We start from the raw sequence: 16,015 nt of genomic DNA, 5'->3' as shown, positions 1-16,015 counted from the left end.
GGCGGGCGGACGGTTGACCGTCGCCTGCCTTAAAATCGCGACTTTGGTTATTTGTCCGGTCGACGTGGCGAAAATTGTGATCTTCAACAAGCCTTACGGCGTGCTCAGCCAGTTTACGCCGGAAGGTCGCTGGCGGGGGCTCGGCGAGTTCATTTCGCTGAAGGATGTCTATGTCGCCGGCCGCCTCGACGCCGACAGCGAGGGGCTGTTGCTGCTCACCGACGACGGGCGCCTGCAGGCGCGTATCGCCGATCCCAAACACAAGCTGGTCAAGACCTACTGGGCGCAGGTCGAGGGCGAGCCGGCGGAAGCCGATCTTGACCGTCTGCGCGCCGGCATCCGCTTGTCCGATTTCACCGCGCAACCGGCGCAGGTGCGTCGTATCGACGAGCCGCCCGGACTGTGGCTGCGCGATCCGCCGATCCGTTACCGGGCGGCGATTCCGACCGCGTGGCTGGAAATCCGCATCGCCGAAGGCAAGAACCGCCAGGTGCGGCGGATGGGCGCGGCCATCGGTTATCCTGTACTGCGCCTGGTCCGGGCGGCGGTCGGCAAGTTGTCGGTGGCCGGACTGGCGCCGGGCGAATGGCGTTTAATGGAAGGAAATATCAATGATCTGCGTGCGTGAATCGCGATTGCTCAGGCATGGCCTGGCGGCCCTGCTGGCCATTGGCCTGAATCTGACGGCTTGGGCCCAGGAAGCCATGCCGGTGATCGAACTGAGCGCCGGCTTCCATCGCATCGAAGCCGAAGTGGCGGCGCAGGACCGGCATCGTCAGGTTGGCCTGATGCATCGTCCGACCATGCCGGCACAGCGCGGCATGCTGTTCGTCTTTCCGCAGGCCAATACGCACTGCATGTGGATGCGCAACACCTTTATCCCGCTGTCGGTCGCCTTCCTGGACGAGGAAGGGCGGATCATCAACATCGAGGATATGACCCCGCACAGCGAAGACAACCACTGTGCCCGGCGGCCGGCGCGTTACGCGCTGGAAATGAATCGCGGCTGGTTCGCGCAACGCGGTATCACACCGGGCAGCAAGCTGCGCGGTCTGGAACGCGCGCCGGCACCGCGTTGATGCGCCCAGGCTGGTTTTCCCGCTTACCCGCCCATGCGCCGGTGGGGAGCTTGCGCCGCTGGCTGACCGAGCCCGATTCGCTGACTGCGCGTTGTCAGCGTCATTGCCGGCAATTCCGGGTGCGCGTGGTGTTTCAGGGGCGCTGCCGGCCGCTGGCCGACGAAGCATTGCGGGCGCAATTGCCGGTGCGCGAGGTGTTGCTCGAGTGCGACGGCGTGCCGGTGATTTTTGCCCACAGCGTCCTGTCGCAGACGCGCAGCGGGCGTCTGGGGCGCTGGTTTGCAAATCTGGGTGGCCGTTCGCTGGGGTCGCTGTTATTTACCCATCCGGGTTTCCGGCGCGGGCCGATCGAATTCCTGCGGATCGACCGTCATCATCCGCTGCATCGGCGGGTTGCTGTCTTGGTCGGCGATGCGCCGGCCTTCTGGGCGCGGCGCTCACGGCATGTGCTGGGCAGCGGCAGCGTGCTGGTGACCGAAGTCTTCCTGCCGGTGATTACTTCTCTTCGCCGTCCTGTGGCGGTTTCTGCGGGCGGAAACTGATCCGGCGTTGCATGAAGCCAGGCAGGTTCATCGGGTGCGCCTGACGGCTCAGCGCGAAGCTGAGGAAGAACTTGCACCAGATGGTCGAGCCAGCAAGGGCCATCCAGGTATCGTATTCGAGTTCACCGGCCAGTACGCCAGCGATGGTGGCGGCGGTGATGCTGCCGGCAACCAGGTTGATCACGGCCTCGTAAGGCGCCCATTTCTCCGGATTGGGTGGCGATTCGCCGTGCTTGATCGCGACTTCGGAGAAATCCTTGTTGATGGCGATGCGCCAGGCCCGACGCAACCAGAAGAAGGTGATGGGAAAAAGCGCCAGGAAAAGAATCCAGGTCATTGCGATGTGGACATTGAAAGCCATTTGAACCTCGGTACTTCACGAGCCGGCAACAGGCCGGTCCGACAATAAAAAACCCCGCAGACATCGCCTACGGGGTTTCGAATCTCCCGCCCGATGTCCGGACGGGAGAGCTTACCTCAATACTGCTTAGTGTGCGCCATCAACAGCCTTGGCACCGCGCGGGATACGCACGTTTTCAACCATGGCCTGGATGTGCTCCGGCGGTTCCTTGGTCATCTTGTCGACGATGAAGGCCACCAGGAAGTTGACCAGCGCGCCGATGGCACCGAAGGCTTCCGGCGTGATGCCGAAGAAGCTGTTGGCGCCGCCGATTGCGTCGACGAACTCGGTGCCCTTGATGAAGAAGATACCCTTGTGAGCGAACACGTAGATCAGGGTGACAGCCAGACCAGCCAGCATGCCGGCGATGGCGCCTTCCTTGTTCATCTTCTTGGAGAAGATACCCATCATGATGGCGGGGAACAGGGAGGAGGCGGCAATACCGAAGGCCAGGGCAACCGTACCGGCAGCGAAGCCCGGGGGGTTGAGGCCGAGGTAACCGGCGATGACGATGGCGACCGCCATGGAGATCTTGCCGGCGCGCAGTTCGCCTTGCTCGGAGATGTTCGGCATGAACACACCCTTGACCAGGTCATGCGAGACAGCAGCGGAGATCGCCATCAGCAGACCAGCAGCGGTCGACAGCGCGGCAGCCAGACCACCGGCAGCAACCAGGGCGATAACCCAGTTCGGCAGCAGCGCGATTTCCGGATTGGCCAGCACGATGATGTCGGCGTTGACCGTCAGCTCGTTACCCTTCCAGCCAGCAGCTTCGGCCTTGGCCTTGGCATCGGCGTTCTTGGTCTTGTCGTTGTAGTACTGGATGCGACCGTCGCCGTTCTTGTCTTCGAACTTCAACAGGCCGGTCTTTTCCCAACGCTTCATCCAGTCCGGACGATTTTCGTAGACCAGGGAGGCTTCTTCGGCATATACGTCGCCGCGGGCCTTGATCGTTTCGGCATTGACCTTCATCGAACCGTCAGCAGCCGTTTCCAGACCAACAGCGGAGTTGACCGTGGCGTGCAGGTTCATCTTGGCCATGGCAGCAACGGCCGGAGCGGTCGTGTACAGCAGGGCGATGAAGACCAGTGCCCAGCCAGCGGACGAACGGGCGTCGGAAACCTTGGCCACCGTGAAGAACCGCATGATGACGTGCGGCAGACCGGCAGTGCCGATCATCAGCGACATCGTGTACACGAACATGTTCAGGGTGGAACCCGGAATCGAGGTCGTGTATTGGTTGAAGCCGAGGTCGGTGACAACCTGGTCAAGCTTGGTCAGCAGGGAGATATCGGTGCCGCTGATCGAGGCGCCCAGACCCAGTTGCGGGATCGGGTTGCCGGTCAGCTGCAGCGAGATGAACACAGCCGGAACCGTGTAGGCCAGGATCAGCACGATGTACTGGGCAACCTGGGTGTAGGTGATGCCCTTCATGCCGCCGAACACGGCGTAGGCGAACACGATACCCATACCGATGTAGATACCCATTTCGCTGGAAACGCCCAGGAAGCGGGAGAAGGCCACACCGACACCGGTCATCTGACCGATGATGTAGGTGATCGACGCGGTCAGCAGACAGATCACGGCCACCGTGGAAGCGGTTTGCGAGTAGAAACGGTCACCGATGAACTGGGGAACCGTGAACTTGCCGAACTTCCGGAGGTACGGCGCCAGCAGCATCGCCAGCAGAACGTAACCACCCGTCCAGCCCATGAGGAACAGGCCGCCGCCGTAACCCATGTTGGAGATCAGACCGGCCATCGAGATGAACGAGGCGGCAGACATCCAGTCGGCGGCAGTTGCCATACCGTTGGTCACAGGGTGAACGCTACCGCCGGCAGCGTAGAACTCGGACGTGCTACCGGCACGTGCCCAGATCGCGATCCCGATGTACAGCGCGAAAGATGCGCCGACCACCAGGTAAGTCATAGTTTGCAGATCCATGCTGGCTCCTTATTCTTCGTGCACGTCGAACTTGCGGTCGAGGTCGCCCATTGCCTTGGCGTAATAGAAAATCAAGGCAATGAAGATGTAGATAGAGCCCTGGTGAGCAAACCAGAAGCCCAGCGGGTAACCCCCGAGTGAAATGCCGTTGAGTGCGGGCGCAAATAGGATGCCGGCACCGAACGAGCACACGAACCAGATCGCCAGGATCTTACCCAGCAGACCGAGCGTGGCTGACCAGTAGGCCTTGCCTTGATCGTCCATTGTTATCTCCTCCAGAAAATTTAAAGGGACGGGCTGCGCTTTCACAGCACCGCCACGGTCCGCAGTTTGGGTGGGCAAGCTTACAGTTTGCTGACAGGCGTTTGATAAAGCGTAATTCGTTGCATGAAATATTTCGGACATGAAATAAGGGAGTCTCAGGCTCCCTTTATCGGTGGCGGCGAACGGCTTCTGGCTATGAGAACCAAGTGAATCTTGTGGGTGCTTTTGGCCACATTCATACCAGTTAACGGAGGCTTCACGCTCGCTTGTCATAGTTCCCCAACGATCATTCGTGTTGCACACAGGATGAGCTTCGAGGGGATGTCAAAGTGTCAGAGAATGTTTGGTTTGTCGATTTGGGGCGGCTTGTTTGCAGGCGGGCCTTGTGGCTCCTTGCCTTGCCGGTGCTGGCCGCGCACGCGCAGACGCCGGCTGACATCAATGCTGCCGGCCGCCAGGCCGATTTCGTCCAGCGCCAACTACAGGAGCGCCTGCAGGAAGAAATCGAGCGGGCGCGCAAGGCGGTGCCGGCGGTTGGCGGTGCCGATCTGCGCCAGGCGCCGCAGCCTGCCGTCAGTCCAGGCGGTGCCTGCCGGCAGATCGACGAACTGGTCATCGACGGCGGCGAGCGCCTGCGCCAGCGTACCGTGCTCGACCTGTCGGCGCGCTTCGTCGGGCGTTGCCTCGGCGTCGCCGAGATCGAGCAGATCCTGGCCGGAATTACCGCTGATTACATCGAGCAGGGCTACATCACCACGCGCGCCTACCTGCCTGCCCAGGATCTGGGTAGCGGTCGCCTAAGCATCGTCATCGTCGAGGGCGTCATCGAGGGCTATCAGCTCGAGGGTGAGGGCGCGCAGAAAATCTTCGTTCCCGGTGTCTTTCCCGGAGCGCCCGGCGACCGGCTCAACCTGCGCGACCTCGAGCAGGGTATCGATCAGATCAACCGTCTGGCTGCCAACCAGGCAACGATGGAGGTGCGTCCCGGCAGCAAGTCGGGGCAAAGCATTGTCGTCGTCCGCAACCGGCGCACGCTGCCCGCACACCTGTACATGAGCTACGACAATATGGGCGCCGAATCGACCGGCAGGCGCGCTTACGCACTGACCGCGACGATTGATTCGCCGCTGGCGCTCAATGAACGCTGGATGTTCACCAGCCGTCGCTCGCATCCGGGCGACGACGAGCACAAGTCGGGTAGCGACGCCTTCGATTTCTGGTTGCCGGTCGGTAACTGGTCGTTTGGTTTCAATGTCAGCCGCTCAACCTATGTCAACGTGCTGCAACTGGCCTCTGGGACCAGGATGCACACTAATGGCGAAACCCGTACTCAGACATTGACTGTGGATCGGTTGGCCTATCGCGACCAAGCGTCGAAGTTAACGGTATTCGGCCGGGTTTCGGTGCAGGACGCACGCAACTACATGATGCAGCAGCTACTCGAAGTGAACAGCCGCAAGCTGGCGATCGCCGAACTGGGCACCAGCGGCTTCCTGCTTGCTGGTGGCGGTGTGATCAATGCCCAACTGGTCTATGCCCAGGGGCTGAAGGCCTTTGGTGCGCTCGAGGACCCCAGCGACATCAACCACGATGCGCCGCGCGCCCAGTTCAAGAAGCTCAACCTTGATCTCGGTTTCAGTCGGCCGCTGGCCCTGGGTGATTTTGCCCTGAACTGGTCGAGCCAGCTCAGCTACCAGTATGCGCAACGTCCGCTCTACGGCTCGCAGCAGATTCAGATCGGCGGCATCGGCAGCGTCCGCGGCTTCATGCGCAACAGCATCGCCGGCGACCGTGGCTACTACTGGCGCAACGAACTGGCCTGGCCGTGGCAGACATCTTTCGCCGGCGAGAGCTGGCGCGGCCGGCTGTATGCCGCCTATGACACCGGTAGCGTCCGTGGCATCGCCAGCGGCACTGCCAGCGGGCAACTGGCTGGTGCCACCGTCGGACTCGCTGCGCAATGGCGCGGCGCCGCCTTGGAGCTGTACAACAGCCGCCCAGTCGACGTGCCGGCTACCTGGACGAGGGAAGCGCCGCAAACCTGGTTCCGTGTCTCTTATGCATTTTGAGGATTGATCGATCATGAACCGTATTTATCGAATCGTTTGGAATGCCAGCCGCGGTGTCTGGGTGGCCGTCGCTGAATGCGCCAGGAGCCACGGCAAAAGCAAGTCGGCGGCGGCGCTCGTGCTGCTCGCGCCGGCACTTCTGTCGGCGCAGACCCCGTCGGCGGTATCGGCCGGGGGGGCGACCACCACCTATGTCGCGCCGAACGGCGCGACCGTCGTCAATATCGCCGACAGCAATGCGGCCGGCCTGTCGCACAACAAGTTCACCCAGTACAACGTCGATCCCAAGGGGCTCGTCCTCAATAATGCCCAGGCGACGCAGCTGTCGGTGACCTCGCAGCTGGCCGGCCAGGTGATGACCAACACCAACCTGACGCGCCAGGCCACGGTGATCCTCAACGAAGTCGTCAGCAATCGCCGCTCGGAGCTCAACGGCTTCACCGAGGTGCTCGGCGGCAAGGCCGACGTCGTCGTCGCCAATCCCTACGGGATCACCTGCCAGGGCTGCGGCTTCATCAATAGCGACCGGGTCACGCTGACCACTGGCGCGCCTTTCCTCAACAACGACGGCTCGCTTGGCGGTTTCGAGGTGCGCCAGGGCGATATCGCGATCGCCGGCGACGGCCTCAACGCCAGCGCCCAGCAGATTCTCGACCTGGTCGCCCGGGCCGTGCGCGTGGACGGCAAGGTCAACGCCGCCGACCTCGGCGTCAGCCTCGGCGCCCATCGCTGGAGCTACGCCAGCCGCGCCGCGACCGCACCGCTGGCCGGCATCGGCAGCGTCAGCTACGCCCTCGATAGCTCGCTGCTCGGCGGCATGTACGCCGACCGCATCCGCATCGTCGCCACCGAAGGCGGCGTCGGTGTGCGCATGCTCGGCGAGATGGCGGCGACCGCCGGCGAGTTCACGCTCAGCGCCGAAGGGCGCATCGAGATCGCCGGCAAGCTCTCGGCCCAGACCGACCTGAGCCTGCGCAGCGGCGACCAGGCGGCGGATGCGATCCGTTTGACCGGCGGCGGCCTGGCGGCACGCCGCGACCTCGACCTGACGGCGGCCGGCGGCATCGTGCTGCGCGGCGGCGTGCTGGTCGCCGGCGACGATCTGACGCTGCAGGCGGCGCAGCTCGACGACGCCGCGCAGGGCGCTGGCGGTGCCGACGACAACCGGCGCTACGCTGGCGACAGCCTGGCGCTGACGGTCGGCGGCCGGGCGGCAATCGACGGCACCGCCTGGGGCAGTGGCCAGGGCTGGTCGGCGGCTTTCGGCACGACCGCGCTCGGCGGCGCCGGCACGCTGCTCTACGCCGGCGGACCGCTGCAGCTGCGCAGCGACGGCGGCACCGATCTCGGCGCGGCAACGCTGCGCGCCGGCAGCGACCTGACGCTGGCCAGCGGCGGCGCGCTGAGTCTGGCGGGCACCGTCCAGAGCGTTGGCGGCGACCTCGACCTGAGCGCCGGTGGCCTCGCCAACGCCGGCACGCTCAGCGCCGACGCCGGCGTGCTGACGATCCGCGCCGGCGGGACCAGCAACAGCGGCACGATCTACGGCAAAACCGCGATCGACATCGCCGACGCCGCCGGCAACGGCAGCGCCACCTTCACCAACAGCGGCCGGCTGCTCAGCGACGGCAGCCTCAACCTGCTTGCCAGCAGCGCCGGCAACGCCGCCGCCGGCTGGATCCAGGCCCGCGACGGCAGCACCGTCTCGGTCGCCAGCCTGAGCAATTTTGGCAGCTGGCTGCTGTCGACCGTCAACGTCGGCAGCGACCGGGTAACGGTGGCCAATGCCCTCGCCAACAGCGGCCTGCTGCAGTCGGGGCGCGCTCTCGAGTTGAGCGCCGGCAGCACCGACAACGCCGGCAAGCTGCTCGCCACCGGTGCGTTCGACCTGAACAGCGGCAATTTCACGAATACCGCGGGCGGCGTGCTCCAGGGCGGCGCCCTGGCGCTGACGGCGGCCCGCGTCGACAACCAGGCCGGCGCCACGCTCAAGGGCGACAGCGTCGCCCTGAGCGCGAGTGCCGGGCTCGACAACGCCGGCACCTTGAGCGCCGGGAACGGCGCACTGACCATCCGTGCCGCCGGCACCACCAACAGTGGCACGGTCTATGGCAAAACCGCGGTCGATATCGCCGACCGCGCCGGCAACGGCAGCGCCGCCTTCGTCAACCGCGGCACGCTGATCAGCGACGGGACGCTGGCCCTGCTCGCCAGTAGCGCCGAGAACCAGAGCGCCGATCCTCTGCAAGCCGACAACGCCTGGATTCAGGCCGCGACCGGCAGCACCGTCTCGGTCGCCAGCCTGAGCAATTTTGGCAGCTGGCTGCTGTCGACCGTCAACGTCGGCAGCGATCGGGTGACGGTGGCTGACGCCCTTATCAACCGCGGCCTGCTGCAGTCGGGGCGCGCGCTCGAGGTGAGCGCCGACAGCACCGACAACGCTGGCAAGCTGCTCGCCGCCGGGGCTTTCGACCTGGGCACCGGCAATTTCACGAATACCGCGGGCGGCGTCCTCCAGGGCGGCGCCCTGGCGCTGACTACGGCCCGTGTCGACAACCAGGGCGGGGCGACGATCAAGGGCGACAGCGTCGCCCTGAGCGCAAGCGCCGGGCTCGACAACGCTGGTACCTTGAGCGCCGAGAACGGTGCGCTGACCATCCGCGCCGCCAGCACCAGCAACAGCGGAACGGTCTACGGCAAAACTGCGGTCGATATCGCTGACGCCGCCGGCAACGGCAGCGCCGCCTTCGTCAACCGCGGCACGCTGATCAGCGACGGGACGCTGGCGCTGTTCGCCAGCAGCGCCGAGAACAAGAGCGGCGGCTGGATGCAGGCCGCCGCCGGCAGCACCGTCTCGGTCGCCAGCCTGAGCAATTTCGGCAGCTGGCTGCTGTCGACCGTCAACGTCGGCAGCGACCGGGTGACGGTGGCCAATGCGCTCACCAACAGCGGCCTGCTGCAGTCCCGGCGCGATCTGGTTCTCGCTGCGGCAAGCGTGGACAACGCCGGCAAGCTGCTTGCCACCGGTGCCTTCGACCTGAACAGCGGCAATTTCACGAATACCGCCGGTGGCGTGCTCCAGGGCGGCGCGCTGGCACTGACGGCAGCCCGTGTCGATAACCAGGGCGGGGCGACGATCAAGGGCGGCAGCGTCGCCCTGACGGCGAGCGCCGGACTCGCCAACGCCGGCACGCTGAGCGCCGAAAAAGACGCACTGACCATTCGCGCCGCCGGCACCAGCAACAGCGGCACGATCTACGGCAAGACCGCGGTGGACATTGCCGACGCCGCCAGCGACGACAGCGCCGCCTTCGTCAACAGTGGCACGCTGATCAGCGACGGCAGTTTCAAGCTGCTCGCCAGCAGCGCCGAGAACAACAGCAGCGATGCCCAGCAGCCGGATAAGGCCTGGATCCAGGCGCGGAGCGGCAGCGTCGTCAAGGTCGCCAGCTTGAGCAATTCTGGTACCTGGCTGCTGTCGACCCTCAGCGTCGCCGACAAGGAAGACCAGCTGGACGTCGGCAACACCCTGAACAACGCCGGCAAGCTGCTGGGGGCAAACGACCTGACGCTGGTCGCCGGCGCACTGAACAACAGCAAATCGCTGGCTGCCGGCGGCACCCTGTCGATCTCCGGCGACAACCTCGACATCGATAACGCCAGCGGCGCAGCGATCCAGGCCGAACGCCTGGTCCTCAGCGGCAATCGCCTGGTCAACAAGGGCACCATCCAGGGCGGTGCGGCGGCCGACAGCACGCTCAGCTTCGATATGCTGGAAAACGCCGCCGACGCCACGCTGACGCTGGCCGACGAGGCGACCGGCGGCGGTAGCATCAACGTCCGCCGGCTCGACAACGACGGCACGCTGCAGTCCTACGGCAGCCTGACGGTCAATTACAGCGAGGTGATCGACAACACCAAGACGCTGCTCAGCGGCGGCGCGATGACGCTGCGCAGCACATCGGCCGGCGGCCGCATCGATGTCGGCGGCAGCGGCACCCTCCAGGCCGGCGGCGTGCTCGACATCGACGCCGTCGAGGGCGGTCGCGGTGTCGTTCTCGATATCGCCAACGGTGGCCTGGTCCTCGGTGACACCGTCGATTTCGCCATTGGTACGTTGGCGCTGGCCGACGGCGCCCGCCTGTCGTCGACGCGCAACATGCAGGTTTACGCCAACACGCTGACGCTGGCCGGCGCCAACAGCCAGATCCTCGCCGTCACCGGCGGTAGCGGCTGGGCCGATATCCAGTTGGTCAACGATTTTGCCAACAACGGCCTGGTCTATTCGGCCGGTTATCTGACCTTTGCCACCGACGGCAAGCTCGACAACAACCAGAGCGGCGCCTTCGCTGCGCAGAAGGATCTGGTCGTCAAGTCGCGCGGCGGCGATGTGACCAACCGCGGCGCCATCTGGAGCGGCAAGACGGCTTCGGTGACGGCGTCGAACACGCTGACCAACGTCGGTACGCGCAGCAGCGCCGTCGGCACCATCGACGCCGACGAGGCGGTCAAGCTGATCGGCTACGAAATCGTCAACAACAGCACGATCAGCAGCCTGGGCAGCATCACGCTGCAGGCCGGGACGATCTACAACGAGATCGATGGTGGCGATGACCGGGTCTGGGGCGCTGACAGCGCCAAGACGACAACCTATCTCAGCCAGTACTACAAGGCAGATGCAGTCGAGAGCGAATTCTGGGCTTACTACAAGGATGAGTGGCACCGCGACCAGTACTACGCCGGCGGCAAGCCAACCTTCAAGCCGCAGATCGTCGGTGCTGGCACCGTCAAGCTGACTGGCTACAGCAATGCCTACAACACCGGCGGCGTCATTTCGGGCAAGGATGTGGTGATCGGCAGCGCTTCCGGTGGACACTTCCATCTCAACGAGATGGCGCTGCAACGTATCAATTACGTTGATAACTATTCCGACTACATTTCCTGGTACGGTCTGAAGACGGATATCGCGATCGTCAAGAAAACCGATTCGCACCATGGCTCTGTCGTGATCCCCAACACGCAGCAAATCGACAGCATCGGTGCCGGAGTGTTTGCCAGCAATTCGCTGCAGATCGACGGCGCCGGACTGAATGTCACTGGTTCGACAGCAACGCCGGTCAGCGGCGCCAAGTCGGCGACGGCGCCGACTGGCACGTCCACGAAGGGAACAAGCGACATCGGGGTCGATGCCGGTCGCAGCTACGACGGCGGCGAAGACGCGGGCGGCGGACAGACCGCCACCTATACCAGCAGCGGCAAGATCGATTCCCGCACCGGCGCCGTGGTTGCGCCGTCGACCCCGGCGACGCCGCAAGGGCCGGTCAGCTTCGGCGGTATCACGATCAACCTGCCGAGCAGCCCGAACGGCTATTTCGTCATCGCCACCGCGCCGAATGCGCGCTACTTGGTCGAGAGCAATCCTCGCTACCTGTCGGCCGGCAACTTCGCCGGTTCCGACCTGCTCGCCAAGCAGCTCGGCTACGATCCGGACACCCTGATCAAGCGCCTCGGCGACGGTGCCTACGAGGCTTATCTGATCCGCCAGGAGCTGGTCGCCCAGGTCGGCCGGGCGATGCTCGCCGGCTTCTCCAGCGAGAGCAGCCAGATGCAGTACCTGATGGACAATGCTGCCAAGGAAGCCAAGCAGCTTGGCCTGGAATGGGGCAAGGCGCCCAGCGCAGCGCAGGTGGCCGCGCTGAAGAGCGATGTCGTGTGGATGGTCGAGCAGGAAGTGTCCGGGCAGCGCGTATTGGTCCCGGTCGTCTACCTCTCGGCCGAGACCCGCGCCAGCATCGAAACGGGCTCGGTGATCGCCGGTGCCGACGTGAACATCAACGTCGACCGCTTCGACAACGTCGGCGGCACCGTCGCCGGCACCAAGACGCTGACCGTCGTCGCCAAGCAGGACATCACCAATCTCTCGGGCACGATCAAGGGCGGCAACGTCAGCTTGACCTCGACCGAGGGCAGCGTCGTCAATCGTACCTACAGCAGCGGGTCGGGCAACGACGAGTTCTACACCACCGATATCGGCCGTACCGCCCAGATCATTTCGACCGGCGATCTGAGCATCGACGCCAAGCGCAGCATCGATGTCATCGGCGCCCAGGTCAATGCCGGCGGCAATGCGACGCTGAATGCTGGTGACGGGGTCAATTTCGACAGCCTCGAGAAGCTTACGACGACCTCGAGCAAGTCGGGTTCTGAAGGTGCTCTCGGTGGCAGCAGCAAGAGTTCGACGATGACCACCGTCGAGCAGCTGAAGTCCGGGCTGACCGTCGGCGGCAACCTGGCCGCCAAGTCGGGCAAGGACATCACCTTTGCCGCCACCGACGTCAAGGTCGGCGGCGACGCGGCGCTCGACGCAGCGGGCGCGGTCAACATCGTCAGCAAGGCAGATACCACCAAGACCACCGAGACCAGCAAGGAAAGCGGTCTCGGCGTCGGTGGCGGGCTCTGGGGCGAAACCTCGACGACCAAGACGCAGACGGTCAGCAAGAACGTCGCCAGCAGCTTCGCGGTGGGCGGCGACGCCAGCATCAAGGCCGGCAAGGACGTCACGCTGCAGGGCTCCAGCCTCGAGGTTGGCGGCGATGCCGACATCAAGGCGAGCAACATCAACGTGCTGGCCGGGCTCGACAAGGTCGAGACGCATACCGAGACGACGACCACGACCTTCCTCCGGGTGACCGACGGCAAGGGCTCGGCCGATGCCTCGGCCGGGGCGGTGGCCAAGGGTGAGGCCGGCAAGGCCGGCCTGAGCGGCAACGTCGGCGCCAGCGCACAGGCCTCGGCCGAAGGCAGCGGCGGTCTCGAACTGATGGCCAATGAAAAGACGGTGACCGACAGCCTCTCGGCGCGCAATGTGGCGTCGACGATCAAGGTCGGCGGCAACACCCGCCTGAGCGCCGACGGCACCGTCAAGGTCCAGGGGTCGAGCATCGACACCGCCGGCAACACGACGATCCAGGCGCGCGATGTCGAGGTGCTTGCCGGGCGCGACGTCGACATCTCGGTGACGACCAGCGACAAGACCTCGATCGGCCTGATGGCCAGCTCGAGCAACAGCGCCGGCGCCGGGGCGTCGGTCAACGGCAGCGTTGGCGTCGGCGGCATCGCCGTCGGTGCCGGCGTTGGCGCCAGCGCCCGCAGCGAGAGCAGCGTCAACTTCCTCGAATCGACGCAGAGCAAGGAAACCAGCCTGGAGATCCGCAACCAGGCCGCTGGCATCAAGAGCGGCGGCAACATGAGCGTCGATGCCAAGAACAAGGTCGTGCTCGAAGGCAGCCAGCTGGCTGCCGGCGGCAACATGGATCTGCGCGCGGCGAGCGTCGATGTGCGGACTTCCGAGGATGTCTCGCTGAAGACCACCGAGACCACCAGGACCAGCGTCGGCCTGATGCTCGGCAGCAACAACGAGGCCGGCGCCGGCGGTTCGGCGGCGGCCGGGGGCGCAGCCCTGCTGCCGTCGGCGAAGGCATCGGCGAGTGCCGGTTCCGACAACACCCTTGACCTGCTGAGGGTCGAGACCGGCAAGACCAGCACGCTCGAGACGCGCAACAACAAGTCCGGGATCAGCGCCGGCGGCGACCTGTCGCTGACGGCCAAGGATCTCACCGTCAAGGGCTCGGACATCGCCGCCGGCGGCGATGTCGCGCTGAAGGCCGAGAACATGCGCTTCCTGGCTACCGACGACCGCAAGGAAACGAGCAGCAGCAAGAACACCACCTCGGTCGGTCTCTACGCCGGCGCCAACGCCGGTGCCAATGCCGAGGCACAGTTGAACGCCAAGGCCGGGGCCTCGGCCGAGATCAGCATGGGCTACCGCGTCAACAACGTTGACGAGAAGTCGGTCAGCGGCAGCACGACGGCCGTGGTGTCGACGATCAAGGCCGGCGGCGATCTCACCCGCGACGCCAGCGGCGGCACCATCCGCGATGTCGGCACGCAGATCGACGTCGGCGGTTCGATGAGCCAGCGCGCCGGCACCATCGAATCGCTGGCGGCCCGCGATACCACCTACGAATCCTCGACCAAGCTCGACAACACCGCCAAGGTCGGCATGTACGCCGGTGCCTCGGCGCAGGCCGGAGTCACTTCCGGGGCCGGCTACGATGCCTCGGTCGGCGGCCGCGTCAGCGCCAGCTCGTCGTACGAGAAGACCAGCGCCGACACCTCGACCGCGATCGCGTCGACGATCCGCGTCGGCCAGGGCTTCAGCAGCGAGTCGTCGGGCAAGACGACACTCGAGGGGACGCGCATCGCGGCCGGCGGCGACGTCGCCATCCAGGCCGCTTCGCTCGACTACAAGGCGGCGCAGAACACGGCCAGCAGCCGTTCCGAGAAAATCGATGCCGGCGCGGTGTTGACCGTCAACGTCAATGCCCAGAGCGTCGTCGGCGGCAGCCTCAGCGTCAGTGCCTCGGGCGCGACGGCCGACAAGTCGCGCGTCCAGGAAGTCGGCGGTTCGATCCAGTCGGGCGGCAACGTCCGCATCAAGACCAGCGGCGACACCACGCTCAAGGGCACCAGCATCGAGTCAGCCGGCAGCACGACGCTCGACGCCGGCGGCAAGCTCAACCTGCTGGCGGCAGAAGACCGGACGACGGCGAGCAGCCGCGGCGCCGACGCCTCGGTCAATATCGGCATGAGCACCGGCGGCAAGGCCGGCAGCGGCGGCAAGTCGCAGACTGGCGGCATGCTCGAGGTCAGCGCAGGCTACAACCAGTCGGACAGCAGCAACTCGACCAAGAGCGGCGTGAACATCCGCAGCGGCGGCGACACCGCGCTGCGCAGCGGCGGCGACATGGACCTCGAAGGGACCAAGATCGCCAGCGCCGGCGATACTACGCTCAACGCCGGCGGCAATATGCAGCTGCGGGCGGCGCAGAACACCAGCAGCTCGACCGCCTTCGGTCTCAGCGCCGGTGTCGGCGTCAGCCAGGAGACCTCGCGCGGTGCCACAGAAACGAGCACGACGCGCAAGGCTAACCTGAGCGGTGCCGCCAACCTGGATATCGAACGCAGCACCAGCTACGACGCAGTTTCGATCAACAGCGGTGGACGTTCGCAGGTCAGCGCCGGCAAGGATCTGCGCAACGAGGGGGCCTCGGTGGGCGGTGCATCGACGTCGGTCACCGCCGCCGGCAAGGTCACCGATGTCGTTCAGAAGGACTCGTCGATGGCGCTCTCGCTCGGCATCCAGGCCGATGTCACCTTGAGCAAGACGACCACCAAGCCGAATAGTCCGGCTGCCGGCGACAGCGGCGATCAGGGCAAGGGCGCCGCGCCGGAGGATAAATCGGCGTCGCCCAAGGACGACAAGGCTCCGCCGGCGGGCGACGACGCCGGCAAGGCCGCCCCGCCGGCCCCGGCCGATGATGGCAAGGGGCCGGGCGCCAAGGGCGACGACGACGCCAAGGGGGCTCCGGCACCGTTACCGCAACCAGCGCCAATCGACGGTGGCAAGGGGACCGACGCCGGCAAGGGTGGCGCCGACGACGGCAAGGGGGCTCCGGCACCGCTGCCGCAACCGGCGCCAATCGACGGTGGCAAGGGGGCCGACGCCGGCAAGGGTGGCGCCGATGATGGCAAGGGGGCTCCGGCACCGCTGCCGCAACCGGCACCGATCGACGGCGGCAAGGGCTCGGACGCCGGCAAGGGCGGTGCCGATGTCGCACCGATCGACCTGAAGATTCCGTTGCCGCCACCGATCGA

The 16,015-nt window shown here is 65.5% G+C and carries 8 protein-coding genes; 5 read left to right on the top strand and 3 right to left on the bottom strand.

Features of this window, described 5'->3' with window-relative positions:
* The first annotated feature begins 76 nt into the window (after nt 1-76).
* Genes G471_RS0115225 through G471_RS18000 form a run of 3 tightly spaced genes read left to right on the top strand, consistent with a single transcriptional unit; the run spans nt 77 to nt 1,621 of the window.
* On the top strand, nt 77-628 hold the full coding sequence (locus tag G471_RS0115225; RefSeq protein ID WP_245580573.1) for a pseudouridine synthase: 552 nt from the start codon (nt 77-79) through the stop codon (nt 626-628).
* Nucleotides 612-1,079, top strand: coding sequence for a DUF192 domain-containing protein (locus G471_RS0115220; RefSeq protein WP_043421907.1), 468 nt, complete (start codon nt 612-614; stop codon nt 1,077-1,079). The genes G471_RS0115225 and G471_RS0115220 overlap by 17 nt, the downstream gene beginning before the upstream one ends.
* 50 nt (nt 1,080-1,129) lie before the next feature.
* Nucleotides 1,130-1,621: a chorismate--pyruvate lyase family protein gene (locus tag G471_RS18000; RefSeq protein WP_051295541.1), complete on the top strand. Its 492-nt coding sequence runs from the start codon at nt 1,130-1,132 to the stop codon at nt 1,619-1,621.
* Here G471_RS18000 and G471_RS17995 read toward each other — a convergent pair.
* The 3 genes from G471_RS17995 to G471_RS0115200 form a co-directional block, all read right to left on the bottom strand.
* On the bottom strand, nt 1,575-1,982 hold the full coding sequence (locus G471_RS17995; protein WP_051295540.1) for a hypothetical protein: 408 nt from the start codon (nt 1,980-1,982) through the stop codon (nt 1,575-1,577). The two genes, G471_RS18000 and G471_RS17995, sit on opposite strands and share 47 nt — an antisense overlap.
* A 126-nt stretch (nt 1,983-2,108) precedes the next feature.
* Nucleotides 2,109-3,965: a sodium:solute symporter family protein gene (locus G471_RS0115205; protein WP_028996085.1), complete on the bottom strand. Its 1,857-nt coding sequence runs from the start codon at nt 3,963-3,965 to the stop codon at nt 2,109-2,111.
* 9 nt (nt 3,966-3,974) lie between these two features.
* Entirely contained in the window at nt 3,975-4,229 is a 255-nt protein-coding gene (locus G471_RS0115200; RefSeq protein WP_028996084.1) for a DUF4212 domain-containing protein, read from the bottom strand.
* 383 nt (nt 4,230-4,612) lie between these two features.
* Between G471_RS0115200 and G471_RS0115195 the strand changes: the two genes are divergently transcribed.
* Together G471_RS0115195 and G471_RS17990 are read left to right on the top strand one after the other, a co-directional pair.
* A complete protein-coding gene (locus G471_RS0115195; RefSeq protein WP_028996083.1) occupies nt 4,613-6,298 on the top strand; it encodes a ShlB/FhaC/HecB family hemolysin secretion/activation protein in 1,686 nt (561 codons plus the stop codon).
* A gap of 13 nt (nt 6,299-6,311) precedes the next feature.
* The coding region (locus G471_RS17990) for a hemagglutinin repeat-containing protein (RefSeq protein ID WP_043421906.1) at nt 6,312-16,015 on the top strand (9,704 nt) is incomplete at its 3' end.

The organism is Azonexus hydrophilus DSM 23864 (assembly GCF_000429605.1).
Lineage (GTDB): Bacteria > Pseudomonadota > Gammaproteobacteria > Burkholderiales > Rhodocyclaceae > Azonexus > Azonexus hydrophilus.
This window is presented reverse-complemented; position numbering and strand designations above follow the sequence as displayed.